We start from the raw sequence: 21,431 nt of genomic DNA, 5'->3' as shown, positions 1-21,431 counted from the left end.
CATTTTACGAACACATGAAAAATAACCAACAACTGAAAATATTGTTGATTTTATTTAAAGATATGTTTTGTCCTGTTTGCCAAAGCGACCAATGACAACATCACTGGCACTTCAACCAAAACACCGACCACCGTGGCTAATGCAGCGCCCGAATTCAAACCAAACAGGCTAATGGCAACAGCTACCGCCAGTTCAAAGAAATTAGACGTGCCAATAAGTGCAGCGGGTGCAGCGACATTAAACGGTACTTTCCACAAATAAGCCCAACCATAAGCAATGGCAAAAATGCCGTAGCTTTGTATCAGTAAGGGAATAGCGATCAGGGCAATAACCAGCGGTTTAGCCAGAATGGTTTCGGCCTGGAAACCAAACAGTAAAACCACCATGGCTAGTAAGCCAATGATTGAATAAGGTTTCACTTTTTGTGTAAAGCGAGCAATTTCATGATGGTCCTGACCATTATCAAGACGTTTCCGTGTGATATAACCTGCCAGCAATGGAATCACCACATACAGTACAACTGATAGAAATAAGGTTTCCCATGGCACGATAATATTGGTCATACCCAGTAGAAAGGCTGTAATCGGAGCAAAAGCAAACACCATGATTAAGTCGTTAATTGATACTTGCACCAGTGTGTAGTTTGCATCACCTTTAACCAACTGACTCCAGACAAAAACCATGGCTGTACAGGGCGCAACCCCTAATAAAATCATCCCGGCAATGTATTCTTTTGCTGATTGAGGATCGACCCAATCTGCAAACAGAATCTCAAAAAATAGAATGCCCAGCCCGGCCATAGTGAAAGGTTTGATTAGCCAGTTCACCACCAGCGTGAGGCATAATCCTTTTGGCTTTTTACCGACATCTTTGATCGAGGCAAAGTCCACATTGACCATCATCGGGTAAATCATCAACCAGATAAATACGGCGACAGCCAGATTCACATTGGCATATTGCCAAGCGGCCACCATTTGAAACACTGATGGAAACAACGACCCTAAAGCGACACCAGCAACAATACAAAGGCCAACCCAAACCGACAAATATCGTTCAAAAAAGCCTATTGCTGAACTAGATGACGAGTTCATACCAACTCCTTTTCAATACGTGTTTTTAGGAGCTGAAACGCTTCATCAAAGGCGGCTTCAATTTGCGCATCCGTTCCCTCCGCTTTTGCAGGATCGGGAGTGCTCCAATGCAGTTTTTTATACTCACCATAAAAAATAGGACAAACTTCGTTGGCGGCCTGGTCACAAACAGTAATCACATAATCAAAAGGCTGGCCCGCAAACTCATCCCACGACTTGCTGACCGGATGACCTGGATCGATGCCATGGCGTTTTAATGTTTCTATTGATTTAGGATGAACATAACCCGCAGGCTGACTGCCAGCACTGACAGCATGATATTCAGCCCCCTTAAGCTGATTAATCAAAGCCTCTGCCATCACTGAACGACAAGAGTTACCCGTGCATAAAACCAGTACTTTCTTCATTTCAACTCTCTGTATTAACGGATTTAGGTTTACAACAATCAACAAACTCTACAACCGCACAATCGGCATTATCGGCCTGGTGCAATCGCGCTAAATCACTACTGCAGCAATCCTGGATCATAAAGGCAATTAAGTCCCTCATCTGTTCAAAATTAGCCATGTAGATAATAGAGCGACCTTCTTTACGTGATGTCACCAGTTTGGCCTGACTCAAATGGGTCAGATGAAATGACAAGGTATTATGCGGAATGCCAAGTGCATCACTGATAACACCAGCCGCCATTCCCTGTGGACCGGCTTCAACCAGCAATCTAAAGGCCTGCAGGCGTGTATCCTGAGACAAAGCGGCAAAAGCGTTAAGTGCAGTTTCTAGTTTCATATGTCGATAATAGTCGACATATATTCTATATGTCAATAATTATGGACATATAAGCAGAAAGCTTAGCCATGTTAAAGTGATCGACAAGTATGAAAATGATCGTAGGGGGATAAACGATGAGTAAAACATTAGTCATTGGAGCCAACGGCCAGATTGGAAAACAACTTATAAAGTTACTCTGTGCTGATGACAATCAGGTGAAAGCGATGATCCGAGACTCCCAGCAAGCCACCTACTTTCAGGAATTAGGTGCTGAAACCATTATTGCCGATTTGGAATCCCCATTACCGGAAACAGCATTTGAGGATTGTGACAAAGTCGTCTTTACCGCAGGCTCAGGTGGAAAAACCGGCGCTGACAAAACCATCCTGATTGATCTATGGGGTGCGGTGAAAGCTATTGATATGGCCAAGAAACATAATATAAAACAATTTGTTATGGTCAGCGCCAGAGATGCTGGCAATCCTGAAACAGGCACTGAGGCCATCAAACACTACAATATTTGTAAACACTTTGCCGACGAGTATTTATTAGCTAGTGGCGTGCCTTACACCATCCTACGTCCTGGCAAACTGATTGATGACAAAGCCACAGGCCATATTTCCACACAACGGACAGGCGAGGCTGATAAGGATGTCATTACCCGTGCTGACGTCGCTGCCTGTATTCACTATTGCCTGAACCATACCGAGTCCATTAACCAGATAGATGAACTCTACAATGGTAATGACACTATTCCGCAGGCATTTATCAACAGTGTGTCGGGACGATTGGGTTAAATTTACCAACCTGTCAGAGAGCGACTGTAGTGGCCAGCAACGCGTTTTATCAGATAAGCCATGGCCAAGCTGATAATAATAGTGAGCGGAAAGGTAACAACAAACTGTACCAATCCGCTCATCTCTTCAATATAAGGCAGCCACTTGTATCCGACCAGCGATATCAACACCCAGGGATGAATAAAGTAAATGGCAAAACTCGCGTCGGCTAATAACATCAGTGCAGGAATATCAGGATAACGTTCGCTCAACTTTTGCAGTAGAGACAAAAAGAAAAAACATAAAACGATTTTCTGCAAAATCAGGATATCCAGACCATCAAAGGTGAATGCATGTAATTTATGTAGATTACCGAATCCGGGATAAATCAGCGCCTGTACTATCGCCAGAAAGATAACGCCTGCGGCCAATACAATGGTTTTGTTCCCAATGTAGGACTGAACAAAATCACGATGCATGGATACCAGAATGCCTAATAAATACATAGGCAAAAAATACAAAACGGCATGCCAGGGCGACAGATTACCCGCTGGGCGATGGACAATCATCGCCACCACTAAGGCGATAAAAAAAATAGTGATACGTGTTTTTACACCCAAGCGGATGTAGCTGATAAACAATGGCGACATCAGAAATATCAGCATAATAAACGGGATATACCAATAGGCAAACGAGGTTCGGCCAGTCCAAAAATACAGGCCAAACATGGTTAAATAATCTTGCCAGTGACTGAGCGACGTGACTCCCAACTCTTTGGCATCGGGTAAAGAAACACCTGAACTTAAATAATAAATCAGTGCTAACGACGATAAAAACAGATAAGGCAGCAAGACATTTTTAACTTTCTTCAGCATAAACTGGCTGTATGCAAATTGCCTGTAAAAGATATGATGGAAAAAAAAACCGGAAATAAAAACGAATAAAGGTGAGCCCCCCTGAATTAAGTTGGCAATCACTCTTTCGTCAAAACTGGTGATGGATTTATAGCTAATACAATGTCCGGCAACGATGCTTAAAATGGCAATGGCCCTGAAATAATCAAAGGCAATCAACCTCATTTAAGCAACTACCACAGATATTAACCACCGCATCGGCTTATCACTCTTCTACAGACAAAACAGGCGAACAATACACCAAAATCACACTTTTTATCATGATTTATAAAAGCTGCGTATAAAACCGATTTGAGCGACTTTTCTGGCCTTTGTCATCCGCTGTTCGGCCTATTGTTTATTACCAGTATTTTTCAATACTGATTTGCCCTGGATCACGTCGGGAGTGTTTTTTCAGACCATGGGTATTGATTAACACATCCATGGTTTCATGCACCATTTCCGGGTTACCGCACAACATCACCTGACTGTCTTCTGCATTGATTTTCAGACCAGTGCGTTGCTCCAGACGACCATCTTCAACAGCCTGAGGTATACGTCCTGTTAAGGCATCAGGTGCTTGTTCACGACTGACAAAAGGCACATAAATAAACTGCTCCGCTCGTGTTTGTTTTATCGCATCAATATTGTCCTGATAGGTCAGTTCGTTTTGATATCTGACCGCATGTACCAAAACCACTTTGTCAAACTGCTGCCAAACGTCCTGCGTATTTAAAATAGACAGAAAAGGGCCAATACCCGTGCCGGTGGATAGCAAATAGAGATGCTTGCCCTCAGGTAATTGATCCAAGGTCATTAAGCCGGCTGCTTTGGGTGCGACCAAAATACTATCACCAGCTTTAAGTTTGGCTAGTCGGCTAGAAAGCAAACCATCAAGCACCTCAATAAAATAAAAATCGAGTGGTCTTGTGTCTGGACTGTTCACCAAGGAAAAAGGTCGGCTGACAAGTTCACCCTCAATTTCCAGAGCTAAACGCGTAAACTGCCCAGCTTTGAACGTTGGATAATCGACATCCAGCCTTAATGAATGCAAACGATCATTCCATTGTTTATTTTCAACTACTGTAGCCGTCAGCCAATCAGCCATTGTGCTGTCTCCTTTTTTGTCGGGTTGATATCACTTTCTGGTTTATGGTCATGCTACTATCATTCCACTTTTAATACGACGTACAAAGCCGACATCACCTGAGCTCAAGGATTAACGCTAAATGACCAACCACATCATTGCCGAAGCGACATTAACCGATCTTAATGCCATTACCCAGTTGCTGACCGTCCTGTTTACTCAGGAAGCTGACTTTGAACCACAACCAGAAAAACAAATGCACGCTGTCAGTGATATTCTCAGGCATCCCGACAAAGGCCATTTTTTACTTATCAAACATCAGTCTAAAGTTGTCGGCGTAGTGAGTTTGTTATATCTAACCTCAACCGCCATGGGTGGTAAAGTCGCTTTATTAGAAGATATGGTGATTGCTGAACAACATCGCGGAAAAGGCTTCGGCTCGGCTTTGTTAAGTGCTGCGGTCAACTTTGCCAGACAACAAGGTTGTCTGCGTATTACCTTATTAACCGATGCCGATAATGCTATTGCCCAGAAAATGTATCAGGACGAGGGGTTTACTCACTCCGCGATGATTCCAATGCGGTTAATTTTAGACACATAAAACAGACACTCCATGGATGCCATTAACCCCAAATTATTATGGGAAATTTTTAAACATATACAACGTTGGTTGGCGAATCTTAATCGCGCAGGCGAACAACGTCAGCAGCAATCCAAAACAGCGCTAAGAAATGTCATTATCGCTGCCCGTGAAACCAGTGTGTATGTCAGACAGATACAAGATACCCAACAAGCCGATCATGCGACTGAGCGGCATCTGGCGAAATGCTGGACCCAACTGGGATTTGACTTAGACGATTTAGGACTGAGTAAACTGGCGAAACGCTGCCACATAACGGGTAAACATTGGGCTGACCCTAAGTTTTACACCGATGATTTTCTGCAAAAAGCCGATATCAGCCTGGATAGAATGGAAACATTAGCAAAACAGATTTTAGTGAATATTGATAAACTCTAAATCATGAAAAAAATCATCTTATTTAGTCTATTTGTTTTATTAACTCCATTGGCTCAGGCTCAGTCGCTGTGCCCAATGACAAATGCTGATGCCATGCAAGCTTGTCTCGATGAGAAACTGCAATCAGCAATTGATGAAATGGTCAGTGACTTAACGATGATCAAACAACGTCATGCTGAAAACGATGCACTGCTAAAGTCGCTTGAGTTATCACAACAGACATGGGATGCCTACCGAAAAACGCAATGTCTGAATGTCTATCAGACCTGGCAAAAAAATGCGCAGCAACAAGCCGTAACCGCCAGTTGTGCCATTGAACTGACGAGACAACGTAATCAGTTCTTACAAGACTATTATCTGAAGTAAACCCCGTTCAGACTTGTGAAAAATATTGGCGCGCCTGTTCGGCATCCTGATGAATCTGGGTAATCAAATGGTCCAGACTGTCAAAACGCTGTTCATCACGAATCTTATGTAAGAAAAAAACCTGAACATGCTCGCCGTAGATCTCTCTCTTAAAATCAAACAAATGCACTTCCAGCAAGGCTTTGTCACCACCAATAGTCGGTCGAATACCAATATTTGCCACACCATTGACTGGTTCTTCATCAATACCAAATAGCTGCACAGCAAACACCCCTATCAGTGGAATTTTATGCCGATGAAGATGAATATTTGCCGTGGGGAATCCCATCTTGCGACCACGCTTATCGCCATGCGCTACCCGACCACTCATCCGATAAGGTCGTCCTAATAACTTCTCAGCTAAGAGTAAATCACCACTGCTTAGCGCATTTCTGATACGGGTGCTGCTTACCCGATCTTGGTCGATAGCAAAGGTGTGCATGTTCACCACCTGAAAACCATATTGCCGTCCGGCTTTCTGTAATAACGCAAAATCGCCTTTTCTTTCACAGCCAAAGCGAAAGTCATCCCCCACCACCAGATATTTAACGTTTAATCCTTCCACTAATAATTTTTGGATAAAGAGTTCAGCCGACATCTCTGCCAACTGTTGATTAAACCTTAAAACACATAATTGCTGGATGGAATAACAGCGCAAAGCCTCCACTTTTTCACGAAACCGCGTCAATCTGGCTGGGGCTTTTTCCGGAACAAAATATTCAAATGGCTGCGGTTCAAACGTAATCACTACGGCGGGTAATTTCAGCGTATCGCCTTTCATGGCTAACTGTGTCAATACCGCCTGATGACCTAAGTGAACACCGTCAAAATTACCAATGGTGGCCACACACCCTTGTGGTGAAGCAGGTAAATTATGAAAACCGCGAATGATTTTCGGCATAAGACGTTGTCTACCAAAAAAATAACTAAACACAACAGAGTAACGACAAATAAAAAAACAATCCAGCAGGCAAGCCCACGCCTATTACCTTATAATAGGCGCAAAATTATTTCGGTCAGAGGCAAGAATGGCAGCGAAACAAAAAAAACTGGATTATGAAGCTGCAGTTAAAGAGCTGGAAGCATTAGTTGAACGCCTGGAACAAGGCGATATCAGTCTGGAAGAATCACTCAAACTTTATGAACGTGGCGTACTACTCACACGTGATTGCCAGGAATCATTACAAGCGGCAGAACAAAAAGTGCAAATGCTGTTACAACAATCTGGCCAAAATAATCTGGTAGATTTTGATCCGGAAACTGGTGACGCGTGAACGTAAAGTTTCCTCTGCAGGACTGGATGTTAAAACACCAGTCTCAAATCGAATTTGTTCTGGAAAAACGTCTTCAACAGGCACAAAAGCCAGGTTCAGCGCGTTTATTTGAAGCGATGCGCTATGCCACATTAGGTGGCGGCAAACGCTTACGCGCCCTGCTCGTTTATGCTACTGGTCAGGCACTAGGTGCCAAACAGTCTGCCATGGATGTCGCGGCAGCGGCAGTGGAAATGATTCACGCCTACTCGCTTGTGCATGACGATATGCCGATCATGGATGATGATGATCTGCGCAGAGGTCGTCCGACCTGTCACAAAGCCTATGATGATGCGACAGCACTTTTAGTCGGTGATGCATTACAAACACTGGCTTTCGAAACCTTGTGTGATGATATCCTGACCGAGAAACAACAAAGTCGTATGGTCAAAGCACTGACTCAGGCTTCTGGTGCAGCTGGTATGGCTGGCGGTCAGGCCATTGATCTGGAATCAGTTGGCAAAAAACTGGATATCGATGCCCTACAGGCAATGCATAAATTAAAAACTGGCGCTCTCATCCGTGCCAGTGTTGTGCTTGGTGCTCTCGCTGCCGAACACTATGATGAAGTGACACTGGAACATCTTGATCGTTATGCAGACTGCATTGGACTGGCGTTTCAGGTTCAGGATGATGTGCTGGATGTTATCACTGACACTCAAACTCTTGGAAAGACCCAAGGTGCCGATATTGCATTGAATAAACCCACATATCCTGCTTTACTAGGTCTTGAAAAAGCACAACAAAAAGCGGTTGCCCTGATTGAAAAAGCACTGACTCACCTTGATGAGTGCCCATTTAATACAGAAGTGCTGGCCGAATTAGCTCAGTTTGTTGTGAAACGCTCACATTAAGAAATCGACAGAATGGATACTATACTCACTCATATCAACAGCCCAGAAGATCTGCGTCAACTGGACAAAAAACAGTTGCCCCAGCTGGCAGAAGAGTTGAGAACACTCATTATCGATAGTGTGCAACAAACCGGCGGGCATATTTCCTCTAACCTAGGTGTTATCGAGCTCACTATCGCCCTGCATTATGTTTTTGACACGCCCACTGATCGCTTAGTCTGGGATGTAGGTCACCAAAGCTATGTTCATAAAATCCTCACCGGTCGCCGAGATCAGATGAATACTATGCGTCAGCCCGGTGGTTTATCAGGTTTTCCTAAACGCAGTGAGAGTGAATATGACACTTTTGGTGTGGGTCATTCGAGTACATCCATCAGTGCCGCCCTTGGCATGGCAATCGCTGCACAAGCCAACAATGATCCACGTCATGCTGTCGCTATTATTGGTGACGGAGCCCTCACCGCCGGACAAGCGTTTGAGGCACTGGCACATGCTGGTGACTTAAGTGCGAATTTATTAGTCATTCTCAATGATAATGAAATGTCGATTTCAAAAAATGTCGGCGGCATGGCAAATTATCTCGCCAAATTATTATCAGGCAGCTTCTACGCTAGTGCTCGTGAAGGTAGTAAACGCGTATTGGAAAAGATTCCACCAGCATGGGAAATTGCCAAACGCGCAGAAGAGCATGTCAAAGGCATGATGGTTCCTGGCACTTTATTCGAAGAAATGGGCTTTAATTACATTGGCCCCATCGATGGTCATGATATCGATACACTCATTGCGACTATGACCAATTTGAAAAAACGTAAGGGACCACAATTTCTTCATATCGTCACCAAAAAAGGCAAAGGCTATGAGCCTGCCGAATTACATCCCTGCAAATACCATGGCGTGAGTCCAGCCAACAGTAAGTCTTCCGGCCCGACGTATACTCAAGTTTTCGGCCGTTGGTTATGCGATATGGCTCGTCTGGATCCGGATTTATTCGGCATCACACCCGCGATGTGTGAGGGCTCGGGGCTGAATCGTTTTGCTGAAGACTTTCCTGAGCGCTACTTTGATGTCGGCATCGCTGAACAACATTCTGTGACCTTAGCAGCAGGCTTGGCCTGTGAAGGAAAAAAACCCGTTGTTGCGATTTACTCGACCTTTTTACAAAGAGCCTACGATCAATTAATTCACGATGTAGCTATTCAGAATCTGAATGTGCTGTTTGCCATTGATCGCGCTGGCCTGGTTGGCGCAGATGGTCCGACACATGCAGGTAGCTTTGACTTAAGCTTTTTACGCTGTATTCCTAATATGATCATCATGGCCCCGGCTGATGAAAATGAATGCCGGCAGATGTTAACCACCGGTTTCCGTTATAACGGACCGGCAGCAGTACGTTATCCGCGGGGCAGTGGCAATGGCACCCCTGTTGAGCCAGCTTTAACTTCATTAGAAATAGGAAAAGCCCAATTAAAACGTCAGGGTGAGAAGGTCGCGATTCTGGCCTTTGGCAGCATGGTCACTGCAGCTGAACAAGCCGCAGAACAAATCAATGCCACGGTGGTGAATATGCGTTTTGTCAAACCTTTAGATACAGACACCATCAATCACATTGCTGACTCGCACGATTTGATCATCACTATTGAAGAAAATGCTGTGATGGGGGGCGCAGGTAGCGCTGTAAATGAATATTTAAGAGAAATAAATCATCCTGTCGCCATAAAATTGATGGGATTGCCCGATACATTTATCGAGCATGGCGTTCATAGCAGCATGTTAAGTGAATGTGGTCTGGATGCTGCAGGTATTTTACATACCATTAATCAGCACTTTGCGGCATAATACGCTGTCTTCGTGAACGATTCCTGAGTATAATAGTCAACATTATGAGCGCAACGTATACCCTGAAAATTCTGGCCGATTTTGCCTCGGCACACACCTTGAGAGATTATCCAGGTGATTGCCGTCGTATGCATGGTCACAACTGGAAGCTGGAAGTCGAAGTCACTGCTATTGATCTAAATGAACATGGCATGGGAATGGACTTTAAAACCATCAAAACAGCTACTCGTGAGTTGGCAAAAACGCTGGATCACCGTTATCTGAATGACATCCCACCATTCGATACCATTAATCCAACGGCTGAAAATATTGCCAGATTTTTTTACCAAAAGCTCAGTGATACGTTAAATAACGATATCGCTAAAGTTTCCGGTGTCACCTTGTGGGAAACAGATCGCGCTTGCGTTAAATACAGCGAGGACAATTGAATGAGCACAACCCCAGCTAACACTGAGATCAAAGACGAAATCGAAGACGTACAGAATATTGCCGACCAGCGTAAAATCGCTATTGATAAAGTCGGTATTAAAGATATTAAACACCCGGTCAAAGTCAGTGACCGTACAACCGGTGAACAGCACACCATTGCTAACTTTAATATGTATGTGAACTTGCCTCATCAATTTAAAGGTACACATATGTCTCGTTTTGTTGAGATTTTGAATCAGCATGAACGTGAGATAACCGTTAAATCTTTCCGTGAAATGCTGGGTCAAATGACTGAGCGTCTTGACGCGGAATCAGGCTATATTGAAATGAACTTCCCTTATTTTGTGAATAAGGAAGCACCTGTTTCAAAAGTGAAAAGTCTGATGGACTATGACGTGACTTTCATCGGTGAAATCACTGGCACTAAAACCATGATGACAGTTAAAGTCGTCGTTCCTGTGACCAGCTTATGCCCATGTTCAAAGAATATCTCAGATTATGGCGCACATAACCAACGTTCACACGTCACTTTGACCGTTCGCGTCGACAGCTTTGTATGGATTGAAGATCTCATTGATCTGGTTGAGAAAGAAGCGTCTTGTGAAATCTTTGGTTTATTAAAACGTCCGGACGAAAAATTCGTCACCGAACGTGCATACGATAATCCAAAATTTGTTGAAGATATGGTGCGTGATATTGCAGCTAGATTAAATGATGATTCTCGTATCACCGCTTACACAGTCGAATCAGAAAACTTTGAATCAATTCATAACCACTCTGCCTATGCATTGATTACCAAAGGTTTTGATTGATACATATATCATCAATCACAAATAAAAAAAGCCCGGTTAAACCGGGCTTTTTTATGCTCAATATTTTTGTCTTAAATCGAGACGCTCACCATTATGTTGAATATCCAGTTGGCCAAGAAAAGACATGCCTAGTAACGTCACTGAAGGTTCTTCACCATCTAAAACGACAGCATCAACATTATGTAGCTTTATCTGTTCAAGTTGCACATAATCCAGCTTCACCTTATATCCAACACTACTGCCTGATGCCGTTCTGATGCCAACTTGCTGACCGCGAAGATAATCAATACCGAGGCGGGATGCTGTCGCGGCATTCATAGCGATGGTGCTGGCGCCGGTATCAACTAAGAAACTTATCGTATAACCATTGATATTACCGGTAGTGGTATACATCCCATTGGTTGGCCACAACGTCACTGCTGTTTTTTTCTCAGCTTCTATGTAATTGCTATTAATCCGATCACCCAATGGAAAAATTTGTTTTTCGCCATTGATTTCAAACGTTGCGCTGTTACTGTTAGCAGCAATTAACTTCAGGCCCTCTGGGCTGGTTTCTCCAACATTTAAAAAATGCTGTTGACCATCGACTTCAACCACAGCTTTGTCTTTAAACAGGCCAACCACCATAATGTTAACAACGACAGCCTCTGCTCGACTGCTAATTAACAGTATAATAAGCATCATTAATATGACTTTAGCCATAACGTTTCTTTTTAATCAGGTTTATCACTAACACCATCATGAGTGCATTCTCCCCTATTACAGTATCTGGTGTACTGCTGGCTGGCGGCCAATCCCGCCGGATGGGTGGTCAGGACAAAGGTTTGCTCCCCTATCAGGGTCGCTCGATGGCTAGCCACGTCATTACTACCATATTACCGCAAGTTGATGATTTTTATATCAGTGCAAATCGACATATTGAAGAATATCGATCATTTTCTTACCCAGTCATAACGGATGGGCTTGATAATTTTCAAGGTCCTCTCGCCGGCATCCTGGCTGTGATGGAGCAAATCGATTCTGACTATCTGCTGACAGTGCCTTGTGATAATCCTGTTATCAGCCCTCAACTGCGACAACGTTTACTGGAAGCCTTGTTAACGACTGGAAGTGATATTGCGGTAGCTCATGATGGCACACAATTACAACCGGTATTTTCATTAATTCCTCGACGTTTACAATCATCATTAACTGACTTTTTAGCCTCCGGTCAGCGCAAAACCCGTGACTGGTTATTCCAGCATAAGGTCGTTGAAGTCGACTTTTCTGATCAGGCTGACTGTTTTATCAATATCAATACGGCTGAAGACTTACAAAAAAAACCAAAAATACGTTCAACTATTCCGGTCCTTGGCTTTGCTGCATTTAGTGGAACAGGTAAAACCACATTACTCACCAAACTGATTCCTGCGCTGAAAAATAAAGAGATACATGTCGCTGTGATAAAACATGCCCATCACAATTTTGATATCGATAAACCGGGTAAGGACAGCTATCAAATTCGTGAAGCAGGTGCCGAGGAAATCATTATTGCCTCAGCAAAAATGATGGCGCTAATGAGAAAACATCACGATGAACTCATTGAACCTGAATTACAGCCATTAATCCAACGCCTCGATACCAATAATATCGATCTCATTCTTGTCGAGGGATTCAAACACGAGAATTTCCCCAAAATAGAATTAAACCGTGCGGAACTGGGTCCACCGACGTTGTTCAAAGAGGATCCGCATATCATTGCAATCGCCTCTGATAAAACCGATAGTCATGATGACACGCCCTTGATATTAGATATCAATAATATCCCCGCCATGGTCGAGTTTATTGAACAGTTTATTTTTTCATGGAACAGCTAAATATGGCCGAATTTACCCCACAGCCCAGTTGTGCTGATGATGTTGATCACAATAACCTGACTGTTAAACAGGCCAGTCAGCGAATTCATGATTTATTATCACCGATATCGAGCTGGCAGAAAGTCTCCTTAAGACAGGCTTTGGGTCAGATCCTACACCAAAGTGTTGTCTCTCCCCGTCAGGTGCCTCCCTATAATAATTCAGCTATGGACGGTTATGCCTTACGTAGTACTGACATAAAAAAAGCCCCCTTTTCACTCACTAATATCGGTGTGGCTTTTGCAGGGAAACCTTACCAAGGTCGGGTCGAAGCCGGGCAATGTATTCGCATTATGACTGGCGCAAAAATTCCTGATGACTGTGACACGGTGGTGATGCAGGAACAGGTGCAACCACATGAAGATATGATCACCATCCATACTGATCTAAAAGCGGGACAAAATGTCCGACTTGCCGGAGAAGACATCGACAACGGTGATACGGTTCTACCTGCTGGACGAAGATTAACAGCGGCCGATTTAGGTCTACTGGCATCGCTTGGCATCGCAGAAGTCGTCACTTACCGGCCTCTTCGTGTCGCGTTTTTTTCTACTGGCGATGAGTTGTGTGGATTAGGTGAGAATTTAGGCGATGGACAAATCTATGACAGTAATCGTTACACACTGTTTGGTATGCTCCGCCAGCTGAATATCGATGTGATTGATATGGGTGTGGTCCCCGATAATAAAGCCGCGTTAAGAATTGCTTTGCAACAAGCTTCCGCTGATGCAGATGTTATTATTTCTTCTGGCGGTGTATCCGTTGGTGACGCTGATTATGTCAAAGATATGTTAGCTGAGCTGGGTCAGGTCAATTTCTGGAAAATTGCGATGCGTCCGGGGCGTCCTTTGGCCTTCGGGCAAATAGACGAAGCCATGTTCTTTGGTTTGCCCGGTAATCCGGTGTCAGTGATGGTCACTTTCTACCAATTTGTACAACCCGCGCTAAAACGTATGGCAGGTGAAACTGACTCCGATCCCATCATATTCAAAGTACCATGCGATAATGTAATTAAAAAACGTGCTGGTCGCTTTGAATTTCAGCGCGGCATTTTATTCAGAGACAATGAAGGCCAACTCAGAGTCAGCACAACCGGAGCACAAGGATCGGGTATTCTTCGCTCAATGAGTATGGCGAATTGTTTTATTTTACTTGAAGAAAACTGTGACGGACTTAGTGCCGGCAGTCTTGTTAACGTTCAACCCTTTGCAGGTCTGGTATGACAGAATCCACAACCGAACACACTTTGGTCAAACAACAACGCGAGTTTAATAAACTCCGTAAACGCTTACGACGCAATGTTGGTCAGGCAATTGCCGATTACAATATGATTCAGGACGGCGATAAAGTGATGGTCTGTTTATCTGGCGGTAAAGACAGTTATACCATGCTCGATATTCTGATTAATCTGAGAGACCATGCCCCGATTAAGTTTGATCTTATCGCTGTTAATCTCGATCAAAAGCAGCCTGGCTTCCCTGAGCATGTATTACCCGAATATTTGTCATCGATTGGTGTGCCATTCCATATCATTGAAAAAGACACTTACAGCATTGTTAAAGAAGTGGTGCCAGAGGGTAAAACCACCTGCGGCATCTGTTCACGTCTGCGTCGAGGCTCTTTATATGGTTACGCAAGGCAAAATGGCATCACCAAAATAGCATTAGGCCATCACCGTGATGACATTATTGAAACGCTGTTTCTGAATATGTTTTATGGCAGCAAAATAAAAGCGATGCCACCGAAATTATTAAGTGATGATAAAACCAATATCGTGATAAGACCCTTAGCCTATGCGCAAGAGTCTGATATTGCCCGTTATGCAGAAGCCATGAAGTTTCCAATTATTCCCTGTAATTTATGTGGCTCGCAGGAGAATCTGCAACGTCAGGCGATCAAAACCATGTTGCAAGGCTGGGAAAAACAATTTCCGGGCAGATTGGAAAATATTTTCCGCAGTATTCAGAATATTTCGCCATCACAAATGGGCGATCTTGATTTATTTAACTTCACCGATCTTGAGCAGTTTAGACAGGAACCAACAGGAGAAGAAGATCGGTTTCAGGATGATATTCAACAGCCTGCGCTGGCAAGATAGCCACAGACTTATCACCAGTTATGAGAAGTATTACAAAACTAATACAAGTATCATCGCTAAGTCATTGAATCTGATTAAATCTACCGTAACATACTGATATATATAACTTTAATAAAATGGTCATTTTTTAACCAAAACCGTCAGCATTGTTACGTAAGAATGACTTAGCGATTTTCACAGAAGTTAATCACAGAGTTATCCACAGAAATTGTGAGTAACTCTGTAAGTCATTGATCGCTTCTCTAAGTCCTTATTTTTCGATTCGCTTGGGCGTAAAATCTTCAGCAAACTCCAGAGCATTACCATCCGGATCACGACAGAAAAATGCAGCCCTGCCCGACTTGCTTCGAGAAAATTCATAACCCGCATTTTCCAGGCGTTCACCTAAGGCTTCTAAATCGTCTACGACCAGTGCCAGATGGCGATCACGTCCACCATGAGCTGGACGACCTTCTATTGAGTCCGGATTAGGTAATACCATCAGATGTATCATTTGTCCGGTATCGGCAATATCCAGCCAGGCGCCATCGTAGGCAAACTCAGGTCTGTTGGGATTAAGTGGTAGCTGCAATACGTCACAGTAAAAACGTAAAGAAACGTCTAGGTCTTTCACCAGAAAACTGGCATGTGCTATCGATTTGATCATATTTCACCTGGATAAAAACATTTAAAAGTCCTGATACCATTTTAACGTGAAGCAATCTATGCTCCCAAATATCGTTCAGGCTTTACCTTGCTTAGCCATACCATAAGCGGCGATAAAAATAAGCGCGCCACCTAACCACTCCGTCTGGCTCATTTGTTCATTGGTCAACCACCAGGCAGAGATGGCAGCCACCACAAGTTCAGATAACATCAAAATGGCTGAACGAAACACAGGCATCCTTGCTAGGCCATACAATACTGCTACTGTCATGGCTGTAAAACATAAGCCACCAAGAACCATTACCGCAATCCATAAATTAAGACTGATATCAGGGACACTTGATTGCTGCAGAACTAAGACAAGCCCTGCCACCATAACGACGCCCCAGTAAACTATCGTAGTTTTGACTTCCATGGCCACATCAGCAAGCTTACGACTTAAAACGTTATTTACCGAAAACATAAAACCCGCAAATAACGCTAACCAATCTGCCATATCATTGGGCCAGGGCATGCCAATTTCTGGATGCCATAACATAATCATCGTGCCCGACATCGCCACAATGATCATCAACATAGACAGTCGGGAAATCTTTTCGCCTAACCACCAGCGGCTCAAAAGTACTGACCATAAAGGCGATAAATAGAACAGCAACATGACCCGCATCACCTCGCCCTGAGTGAGAGCCACTAAAAAAGCAATATTGGTGACGCCCGCTGCAACAGCTAACGCCCACAAACTAAGCGGCCAATGTCCGGCAAAATCTTTTATCTGTTTAAACAACATCACACTGGCAACGATTGCCGCCGCTAAATACATCAGCAATGTTGACCAAACGACGGGGAGTCCTTGTTGTTCGAGTATTCGCATCGGATACCAAATCAATCCCCACATGGTTGAGGAAAATAAGATGCCGAGCACAGCCAGATTAAATTGTTTGTTATTGCTATTTGTCATGGCTCACCTTATAACACGAGATTGCTTCAACCCGTTATAATGGTCTGATTTTTTCACTCATCGTTTGGAATTATGAATCCAGAACTGGCAAAACTTCACCCTTACCCTTTCGAGAAGCTGGCACAACTTAAACAAGGCTGCGTGCCACCGGAAGATAAAGCACATATTGCTCTATCAATTGGTGAACCGAAACATCCAACGCCAGGTTTTATTACTGAAGCCGTGATCGCACATCTGCATGGATTGTCGACTTACCCCACCACCGCGGGTAGTAATGAACTGCGTCATGCTATTTCGACTTGGCTTGATACTCGATTCAAATTAGACGGCCATATCAATGCCATGACACAAGTGTTGCCGGTCAATGGCACGCGTGAAGCCTTATTTGCCTTTGCTCAGGCAGTCATTGATCGTGATAAAGACCCATTGGTATTAATGCCCAATCCGTTTTATCAAATCTACGAAGGCGCAGCGATTTTGGCTGGCGCAGAGCCTTATTATATGAATTGCTCTGTCCAAAATAACTTTATTCCCGATTTTGATGCCATTTGTGATGATGTCTGGCAGCGCTGTCAGTTGATCTATATTTGCAGTCCTGGTAACCCAACAGGTGCTGTTATTGACCAGGCAACGTTAACGCGTTTAATTGAGCTGGCGCATCAATATGATTTTGTGATTGCGGCTGATGAATGTTATTCGGAAATCTATCCGGATGAAACCAATCCACCCGTTGGTCTATTGGAAGCCGCCTACGCAGCAGGCTATACCGATATGAGTCGTTGTGTAGTTTTCCATAGCCTATCGAAACGTTCTAATGCACCAGGATTGCGTAGTGGTTTTGTGGCTGGTGATGCGGACATTCTGAAACAGTTTCTGCGTTACCGTACCTACCATGGTTGTTCAATGCCACCAGCGACTCAGGCGGCATCCATTACCGCCTGGAATGACGAAGATCATGTTGTCCATAATCGTGAGCTGTATCTGGAAAAATTCAATGCCGTATTAGAAATATTATCGCCAGTGATGTCAGTGTCGATGCCACAAGCGGGCTTTTACCTCTGGGCTGAAACGCCGATTGCTGATACCGCATTTGCCAGACAGTTATTCGAACAACAAAATGTCACCGTTCTACCAGGCACTTATCTGGGCCGTGATACCACTGCAGGCAACCCTGGTTCAAACCGTATCCGTATGGCTTTGGTTGCCCCACTAGAAGAATGTATTGAAGCTGCACATCGTATTCGCAGCCTTATTGAAAATTTATAATTAAATCAATGGAGTAGACACCAATGAGTGATATTCAACAAATTATTGAAGAGGCGTTTGAACGCCGCGCTGATATTAACCCTGCTAATGCTGACAGTGATGTCAGAAATGCGGTCAATGAAGCATTAGCGATGCTGGATAATGGCACTGCTCGTGTTGCTGAAAAACAAAATGGTGACTGGGTCGTCAACCAATGGCTGAAAAAAGCGGTTTTATTATCATTCCGTCTGAATGACAACAAAATCATGCCTGGCGCAGAAACCAACTATTTCGATAAAGTGGATCCTAAATTCGCCAGCTTTAATGAAGATGATTTCAATAAAGCCGGTGTCCGTGTTGTACCACCAGCAGCCGTTCGTCGTGGCTCTTATATCGCACCAGGCGTTGTATTGATGCCTTCTTATGTCAACATCGGTGCATACGTCGATTCTGGCACCATGGTCGATACCTGGGCAACAGTAGGTAGCTGTGCTCAAATCGGTAAGAATGTTCACCTTTCTGGTGGTGTTGGTATCGGCGGTGTATTAGAACCTTTACAAGCTGGCCCAACAATCATTGAAGACAATTGCTTCATTGGTGCACGTTCTGAAGTGGTTGAAGGCGTGATTGTTGAAGAAGGTTCTGTTATCTCAATGGGCGTTTACATTGGCCAAAGCACAAAAATCTTCAACCGTCTGACAGGTGAAATCACTTATGGTCGTATCCCTGCGGGTTCAGTAGTAGTTTCAGGTAACCTACCATCTAAAGATGGTTCATACAGCTTGTACTGTGCGGTTATCGTCAAACAAGTTGATGAAAAAACACGAGGCAAAGTTGGTATCAACGAATTATTACGTGATATCTAATACCCTCACAAATAACTAAAATAAAGGGGATGAGACGCATGAGTGACTCATCCCTTTTTGTTTATAGCCTGATAACAGGTAAGCAATTATGATTCTCTACGGTATTAAAAACTGCGATACAGTAAAAAAAGCCAGGCATTGGCTTGATACACACTCTATTGACTATCAGTTTCACGATTTTCGCCAGCAAGGTTTGGATGAGAACACCATCAGACAATGGCTTCAATCCGTTGATTGGCAGACTTTATTGAATAAACGAGGAACAACCTGGCGCAAGCTGGATGATCCCCGTAAAGAGCAGCTGGATGAAAACACCGCTGTTGAACTAATGCTGGACAACCCGACTCTGATTAAGCGACCAGTTGCGGTGAGCAATTCATCAACCATAGTGGGGTTTAATGAAGATGTGTATCAACAATTTATTTAAATTAAGTGTTCGCAATAACATTTTTGCCCTGTTATTGCTGTGTGCCCCGATAGCTTGTTTTGCAGATGATACAAAGCATCAAGATGATTTTTTTGATCACTATTATCTTCAGGCTGGCACTTATATGCATTACACCGATAGTGATGACTATACTGGCTCAAAAATATTTACTTCTATTGAAGGCGTTAAATCTAATGACTGGCTATACGGTCTTGCCTTATTTGATAACTCCTTTGGTCAGTTTTCTCAATATATCTACACTGGAACCAGCTGGAACTACCACGGCAAATTTGAAGGTTTCCATACCAAACTGACAGCAGGTTTTATCCACGGCTACCGTGGCGACTATAAAGATAAAATCCCCCTGAATAACCTAGGTATCGGGCCAGCGATAATCCCTGGTATCGGCTATGATAATGGCAAATATGGCGCAGATATCATTATGCTAGGTGGCGCAGGATTGTTATTCACCGTCGGTACCCATTTATAACTTCACAACAAGAACTTTTCATGTCCGAAACCATACAACTGACCCAAGAATTAATTCGTCGCGACAGCGTCACACCCGAAGATAAAGGCTGTCAGATCATGATAGCTGACCGTCTGGCACCTTCTGGTTTTCATGCAGAACATATGTGTTTTGATGATGTCGATAACCTGTGGTTAAGACGCGGTAAAAAAGGCCCGGTCATTGCCTTTGCCGGCCATACTGATGTGGTGCCAACCGGCCCACTTGAGAATTGGAGCCATCCACCTTTTTCAGCGAATATCATTGATGGCATGATGTATGGCCGCGGTACAGCGGACATGAAAGGTAGTATTGCTGCATTCATCACCGCGTGTGAGCGTTTTGTAGAAAAACATCCGGACCATGAGGGCAGCATTGCGTTTTTGATTACCAGTGATGAAGAAGGTCCGGCCATCAACGGGACTGTCAAAGTTGTCGAAACATTACAAAGCCGTGGCGAACATATTGACTGGTGCTTGGTCGGCGAACCATCTAGCACAGAAAAAGTCGGTGATATCGTCAAAAATGGTCGTCGTGGATCACTTAATGGTCGTCTCAGCATAAAAGGTAAACAAGGCCATATTGCCTATCCACACCTGGCGAAAAACCCGATTCACTTGTTAAGTCCTGCCCTCACTGAATTATGTGAAATTGAATGGGATCAAGGTAATGAAGACTTCCCACCTACCAGCTTTCAGGTATCTAATCTGAACTCGGGCACAGGTGCCACCAATGTCATCCCTGGCACCGCTGAAGTTGTCTTTAATTTCCGTTACTCCACTGAAGTCACTCACGACGAATTAAAACAGCGCGTACATGCCATTTTAGATAAACACGAACTCAATTATGAATTGAACTGGGAGCTCTCTGGTCAGCCATTTCGGACAGCTAGCGGACAGTTATTAGAAGCGGTTCAGCGTGCTATTTTTGATGTAACAGGCTACCAGACAACTCTTTCAACCTCGGGTGGTACTTCTGATGGGCGCTTTATTGCACCAACCGGAACTCAGGTCATCGAACTTGGGCCATTAAATGCCACCATCCACCAAATTGATGAGTGTGTTTCTACAGCAGATCTTGACACCTTGTCTAAAATTTATGAGACTCTGCTGACTTATTTGCTGGTTAGCTAGGCTATTCCCTTGTATCAAAGACATTATAAACGACACTACATCTATGTGTTAGCAGCGATTGTGCTGCTATTGCAGTCGTTTGCTGTCTGGCATGATGCTGAACATCCTTTCCATAAAGCGGAAGCGCAATGTGAGCGCCTCAATGCGATTGGTCATTTCCCACTTGCCGATGTAGCTGCTGATGTCAGCATTTATCTGCAACAAGCCGTTATTAGTCTCGAAGTAGACTCTCCTGTAACCACTCTGCCTTTCGCGCAGCGTCAATCCTATCTTATCCGCGCCCCACCCGTTTTTTCATAATCTCTCCAACTCAATCTATTTTTAATCACACTACAGATCCGTCGTTTGCAGATTGATCTGTAGCTATAGCTTAT

27 protein-coding genes are annotated in these 21,431 nt (G+C 43.8%); 18 read left to right on the top strand and 9 right to left on the bottom strand.

The annotated features are described in order from the left end of the window. Positions 1 to 50: 50 nt before the first annotated feature. The 3 genes from arsB to B2248_RS05750 are packed head-to-tail and all read right to left on the bottom strand — an operon-like array spanning position 51 to position 1,877. Positions 51 to 1,091 carry an ACR3 family arsenite efflux transporter gene (gene arsB, locus B2248_RS05760; RefSeq protein WP_273182429.1) on the bottom strand — a complete coding sequence of 347 codons (1,041 nt, stop codon included), beginning with the start codon at positions 1,089 to 1,091 and terminating at the stop codon, positions 51 to 53. Beyond that, the gene (locus B2248_RS05755; protein ID WP_273182430.1) at positions 1,088 to 1,498 is read right to left on the bottom strand and encodes an arsenate reductase ArsC; all 411 of its coding nucleotides are present in this window, start codon (positions 1,496 to 1,498) and stop codon (positions 1,088 to 1,090) included. The genes arsB and B2248_RS05755 overlap by 4 nt, the downstream gene beginning before the upstream one ends. Before the next feature lies 1 nt (position 1,499). After that, a complete protein-coding gene (locus B2248_RS05750; protein ID WP_273182431.1) occupies positions 1,500 to 1,877 on the bottom strand; it encodes an ArsR/SmtB family transcription factor in 378 nt (125 codons plus the stop codon). A gap of 116 nt (positions 1,878 to 1,993) precedes the next feature. Between B2248_RS05750 and B2248_RS05745 the strand changes: the two genes are divergently transcribed. Then, complete coding sequence (locus B2248_RS05745) at positions 1,994 to 2,656, top strand: SDR family oxidoreductase (protein WP_273182434.1); 663 nt, start codon at positions 1,994 to 1,996, stop codon at positions 2,654 to 2,656. Between the two features lie 2 nt (positions 2,657 to 2,658). Here the strand turns inward: B2248_RS05745 and B2248_RS05740 are convergent, their stop codons facing one another. Both B2248_RS05740 and B2248_RS05735 read right to left on the bottom strand, forming a co-directional pair. Continuing rightward, complete coding sequence (locus B2248_RS05740; RefSeq protein ID WP_273182438.1) at positions 2,659 to 3,714, bottom strand: acyltransferase family protein; 1,056 nt, start codon at positions 3,712 to 3,714, stop codon at positions 2,659 to 2,661. A 175-nt stretch (positions 3,715 to 3,889) separates the two neighbouring features. Next, the gene (locus B2248_RS05735) at positions 3,890 to 4,636 is read right to left on the bottom strand and encodes a ferredoxin--NADP reductase (RefSeq protein ID WP_273182439.1); all 747 of its coding nucleotides are present in this window, start codon (positions 4,634 to 4,636) and stop codon (positions 3,890 to 3,892) included. 121 nt (positions 4,637 to 4,757) lie between these two features. Between B2248_RS05735 and B2248_RS05730 the strand changes: the two genes are divergently transcribed. Genes B2248_RS05730 through B2248_RS05720 form a run of 3 tightly spaced genes read left to right on the top strand, consistent with a single transcriptional unit; the run spans position 4,758 to position 5,999 of the window. Next, positions 4,758 to 5,216 (top strand): GNAT family N-acetyltransferase, encoded by a 459-nt coding sequence (locus tag B2248_RS05730; protein WP_007145862.1) that lies wholly within the window; start codon positions 4,758 to 4,760, stop codon positions 5,214 to 5,216. A gap of 12 nt (positions 5,217 to 5,228) precedes the next feature. Beyond that, positions 5,229 to 5,633, top strand: a complete 405-nt coding sequence (locus B2248_RS05725) for a hypothetical protein (protein WP_273182441.1) — start codon at positions 5,229 to 5,231, stop codon at positions 5,631 to 5,633. Between the two features lie 3 nt (positions 5,634 to 5,636). After that, positions 5,637 to 5,999, top strand: coding sequence for a lysozyme inhibitor LprI family protein (locus tag B2248_RS05720; RefSeq protein ID WP_273182444.1), 363 nt, complete (start codon positions 5,637 to 5,639; stop codon positions 5,997 to 5,999). Between the two features lie 7 nt (positions 6,000 to 6,006). Here B2248_RS05720 and ribF read toward each other — a convergent pair whose 3' ends face one another. Further along, positions 6,007 to 6,939, bottom strand: coding sequence for a bifunctional riboflavin kinase/FAD synthetase (gene ribF / locus B2248_RS05715; RefSeq protein ID WP_273182446.1), 933 nt, complete (start codon positions 6,937 to 6,939; stop codon positions 6,007 to 6,009). Positions 6,940 to 7,066: 127 nt separating this feature from the next. Between ribF and B2248_RS05710 the strand changes: the two genes are divergently transcribed. Genes B2248_RS05710 through folE2 form a run of 5 tightly spaced genes read left to right on the top strand, consistent with a single transcriptional unit; the run spans position 7,067 to position 11,282 of the window. Then, a complete protein-coding gene (locus B2248_RS05710) occupies positions 7,067 to 7,312 on the top strand; it encodes an exodeoxyribonuclease VII small subunit (RefSeq protein WP_273182447.1) in 246 nt (81 codons plus the stop codon). A gap of 26 nt (positions 7,313 to 7,338) precedes the next feature. Then, positions 7,339 to 8,205, top strand: a complete 867-nt coding sequence (gene ispA / locus B2248_RS05705) for a (2E,6E)-farnesyl diphosphate synthase (protein ID WP_273182772.1) — start codon at positions 7,339 to 7,341, stop codon at positions 8,203 to 8,205. Between the two features lie 12 nt (positions 8,206 to 8,217). After that, positions 8,218 to 10,041, top strand: coding sequence for a 1-deoxy-D-xylulose-5-phosphate synthase (gene dxs / locus B2248_RS05700; RefSeq protein ID WP_273182449.1), 1,824 nt, complete (start codon positions 8,218 to 8,220; stop codon positions 10,039 to 10,041). A 44-nt stretch (positions 10,042 to 10,085) separates the two neighbouring features. Then, positions 10,086 to 10,469: a 6-carboxytetrahydropterin synthase QueD gene (queD, locus tag B2248_RS05695; protein ID WP_040576268.1), complete on the top strand. Its 384-nt coding sequence runs from the start codon at positions 10,086 to 10,088 to the stop codon at positions 10,467 to 10,469. Next, positions 10,470 to 11,282: a GTP cyclohydrolase FolE2 gene (folE2, locus tag B2248_RS05690; protein ID WP_273182452.1), complete on the top strand. Its 813-nt coding sequence runs from the start codon at positions 10,470 to 10,472 to the stop codon at positions 11,280 to 11,282. Between the two features lie 57 nt (positions 11,283 to 11,339). Here the strand turns inward: folE2 and B2248_RS05685 are convergent, their stop codons facing one another. Beyond that, positions 11,340 to 11,984 carry a retropepsin-like aspartic protease family protein gene (locus tag B2248_RS05685; protein ID WP_273182454.1) on the bottom strand — a complete coding sequence of 215 codons (645 nt, stop codon included), beginning with the start codon at positions 11,982 to 11,984 and terminating at the stop codon, positions 11,340 to 11,342. A 38-nt stretch (positions 11,985 to 12,022) separates the two neighbouring features. Here B2248_RS05685 and mobA point away from each other — a divergent pair, with 38 nt between their 5' ends. The 3 genes from mobA to ttcA are packed head-to-tail and all read left to right on the top strand — an operon-like array spanning position 12,023 to position 15,275. Continuing rightward, positions 12,023 to 13,138, top strand: a complete 1,116-nt coding sequence (mobA, locus tag B2248_RS05680; RefSeq protein ID WP_273182456.1) for a molybdenum cofactor guanylyltransferase MobA — start codon at positions 12,023 to 12,025, stop codon at positions 13,136 to 13,138. Positions 13,139 to 13,140: 2 nt separating this feature from the next. After that, positions 13,141 to 14,400, top strand: a complete 1,260-nt coding sequence (locus tag B2248_RS05675; RefSeq protein ID WP_273182458.1) for a bifunctional molybdopterin-guanine dinucleotide biosynthesis adaptor protein MobB/molybdopterin molybdotransferase MoeA — start codon at positions 13,141 to 13,143, stop codon at positions 14,398 to 14,400. Beyond that, positions 14,397 to 15,275 carry a tRNA 2-thiocytidine(32) synthetase TtcA gene (gene ttcA, locus B2248_RS05670; RefSeq protein WP_273182459.1) on the top strand — a complete coding sequence of 293 codons (879 nt, stop codon included), beginning with the start codon at positions 14,397 to 14,399 and terminating at the stop codon, positions 15,273 to 15,275. Before B2248_RS05675 ends, ttcA begins: the two co-directional genes overlap by 4 nt. Positions 15,276 to 15,525: 250 nt before the next feature. On the opposite strand, the gene B2248_RS05665 is transcribed toward ttcA, so the two are convergent. Both B2248_RS05665 and B2248_RS05660 read right to left on the bottom strand, forming a co-directional pair. After that, the gene (locus B2248_RS05665; protein WP_273182461.1) at positions 15,526 to 15,921 is read right to left on the bottom strand and encodes a VOC family protein; all 396 of its coding nucleotides are present in this window, start codon (positions 15,919 to 15,921) and stop codon (positions 15,526 to 15,528) included. 75 nt (positions 15,922 to 15,996) lie between these two features. Continuing rightward, on the bottom strand, positions 15,997 to 16,878 hold the full coding sequence (locus B2248_RS05660; protein WP_273182463.1) for a DMT family transporter: 882 nt from the start codon (positions 16,876 to 16,878) through the stop codon (positions 15,997 to 15,999). Positions 16,879 to 16,950: 72 nt separating this feature from the next. Here B2248_RS05660 and dapC point away from each other — a divergent pair, with 72 nt between their 5' ends. The 6 genes from dapC (at position 16,951) to B2248_RS05630 (ending at position 21,357) form a co-directional block, all read left to right on the top strand. Then, the gene (gene dapC / locus B2248_RS05655) at positions 16,951 to 18,144 is read left to right on the top strand and encodes a succinyldiaminopimelate transaminase (RefSeq protein ID WP_273182465.1); all 1,194 of its coding nucleotides are present in this window, start codon (positions 16,951 to 16,953) and stop codon (positions 18,142 to 18,144) included. Positions 18,145 to 18,167: 23 nt separating this feature from the next. After that, positions 18,168 to 18,989 (top strand): 2,3,4,5-tetrahydropyridine-2,6-dicarboxylate N-succinyltransferase, encoded by an 822-nt coding sequence (dapD, locus tag B2248_RS05650; RefSeq protein WP_007145878.1) that lies wholly within the window; start codon positions 18,168 to 18,170, stop codon positions 18,987 to 18,989. An 88-nt stretch (positions 18,990 to 19,077) separates the two neighbouring features. Then, a complete protein-coding gene (locus B2248_RS05645; RefSeq protein WP_273182468.1) occupies positions 19,078 to 19,416 on the top strand; it encodes an ArsC family reductase in 339 nt (112 codons plus the stop codon). Next, positions 19,394 to 19,906, top strand: coding sequence for a hypothetical protein (locus B2248_RS05640; RefSeq protein WP_007145880.1), 513 nt, complete (start codon positions 19,394 to 19,396; stop codon positions 19,904 to 19,906). The genes B2248_RS05645 and B2248_RS05640 overlap by 23 nt, the downstream gene beginning before the upstream one ends. Positions 19,907 to 19,926: 20 nt before the next feature. After that, positions 19,927 to 21,057: a succinyl-diaminopimelate desuccinylase gene (gene dapE / locus B2248_RS05635; protein WP_273182471.1), complete on the top strand. Its 1,131-nt coding sequence runs from the start codon at positions 19,927 to 19,929 to the stop codon at positions 21,055 to 21,057. A gap of 9 nt (positions 21,058 to 21,066) precedes the next feature. Continuing rightward, a complete protein-coding gene (locus B2248_RS05630) occupies positions 21,067 to 21,357 on the top strand; it encodes a hypothetical protein (protein WP_273182473.1) in 291 nt (96 codons plus the stop codon). Positions 21,358 to 21,431: the final 74 nt, after the last annotated feature.

This window comes from Methylophaga sp. UBA2012 (assembly GCF_002335235.1).
GTDB lineage: Bacteria > Pseudomonadota > Gammaproteobacteria > Nitrosococcales > Methylophagaceae > Methylophaga > Methylophaga thalassica.
The sequence above is the reverse complement of the archived record's forward strand: the minus strand, read 5'-3'. Positions and strand labels throughout refer to the sequence as shown.

Coding starts and splice junctions, on each gene's coding strand:
- arsB (WP_273182429.1), bottom strand. CDS start 1,091: ATGAACTCGTCATCTAGTTCAGCAATAGGCTTTTTTGAACGATATTTG.
- B2248_RS05755 (WP_273182430.1), bottom strand. CDS start 1,498: ATGAAGAAAGTACTGGTTTTATGCACGGGTAACTCTTGTCGTTCAGTG.
- B2248_RS05750 (WP_273182431.1), bottom strand. CDS start 1,877: ATGAAACTAGAAACTGCACTTAACGCTTTTGCCGCTTTGTCTCAGGAT.
- B2248_RS05745 (WP_273182434.1), top strand. CDS start 1,994: ATGAGTAAAACATTAGTCATTGGAGCCAACGGCCAGATTGGAAAACAA.
- B2248_RS05740 (WP_273182438.1), bottom strand. CDS start 3,714: ATGAGGTTGATTGCCTTTGATTATTTCAGGGCCATTGCCATTTTAAGC.
- B2248_RS05735 (WP_273182439.1), bottom strand. CDS start 4,636: ATGGCTGATTGGCTGACGGCTACAGTAGTTGAAAATAAACAATGGAAT.
- B2248_RS05730 (WP_007145862.1), top strand. CDS start 4,758: ATGACCAACCACATCATTGCCGAAGCGACATTAACCGATCTTAATGCC.
- B2248_RS05725 (WP_273182441.1), top strand. CDS start 5,229: ATGGATGCCATTAACCCCAAATTATTATGGGAAATTTTTAAACATATA.
- B2248_RS05720 (WP_273182444.1), top strand. CDS start 5,637: ATGAAAAAAATCATCTTATTTAGTCTATTTGTTTTATTAACTCCATTG.
- ribF (WP_273182446.1), bottom strand. CDS start 6,939: ATGCCGAAAATCATTCGCGGTTTTCATAATTTACCTGCTTCACCACAA.
- B2248_RS05710 (WP_273182447.1), top strand. CDS start 7,067: ATGGCAGCGAAACAAAAAAAACTGGATTATGAAGCTGCAGTTAAAGAG.
- ispA (WP_273182772.1), top strand. CDS start 7,339: ATGTTAAAACACCAGTCTCAAATCGAATTTGTTCTGGAAAAACGTCTT.
- dxs (WP_273182449.1), top strand. CDS start 8,218: ATGGATACTATACTCACTCATATCAACAGCCCAGAAGATCTGCGTCAA.
- queD (WP_040576268.1), top strand. CDS start 10,086: ATGAGCGCAACGTATACCCTGAAAATTCTGGCCGATTTTGCCTCGGCA.
- folE2 (WP_273182452.1), top strand. CDS start 10,470: ATGAGCACAACCCCAGCTAACACTGAGATCAAAGACGAAATCGAAGAC.
- B2248_RS05685 (WP_273182454.1), bottom strand. CDS start 11,984: ATGGCTAAAGTCATATTAATGATGCTTATTATACTGTTAATTAGCAGT.
- mobA (WP_273182456.1), top strand. CDS start 12,023: ATGAGTGCATTCTCCCCTATTACAGTATCTGGTGTACTGCTGGCTGGC.
- B2248_RS05675 (WP_273182458.1), top strand. CDS start 13,141: ATGGCCGAATTTACCCCACAGCCCAGTTGTGCTGATGATGTTGATCAC.
- ttcA (WP_273182459.1), top strand. CDS start 14,397: ATGACAGAATCCACAACCGAACACACTTTGGTCAAACAACAACGCGAG.
- B2248_RS05665 (WP_273182461.1), bottom strand. CDS start 15,921: ATGATCAAATCGATAGCACATGCCAGTTTTCTGGTGAAAGACCTAGAC.
- B2248_RS05660 (WP_273182463.1), bottom strand. CDS start 16,878: ATGACAAATAGCAATAACAAACAATTTAATCTGGCTGTGCTCGGCATC.
- dapC (WP_273182465.1), top strand. CDS start 16,951: ATGAATCCAGAACTGGCAAAACTTCACCCTTACCCTTTCGAGAAGCTG.
- dapD (WP_007145878.1), top strand. CDS start 18,168: ATGAGTGATATTCAACAAATTATTGAAGAGGCGTTTGAACGCCGCGCT.
- B2248_RS05645 (WP_273182468.1), top strand. CDS start 19,078: ATGATTCTCTACGGTATTAAAAACTGCGATACAGTAAAAAAAGCCAGG.
- B2248_RS05640 (WP_007145880.1), top strand. CDS start 19,394: ATGTGTATCAACAATTTATTTAAATTAAGTGTTCGCAATAACATTTTT.
- dapE (WP_273182471.1), top strand. CDS start 19,927: ATGTCCGAAACCATACAACTGACCCAAGAATTAATTCGTCGCGACAGC.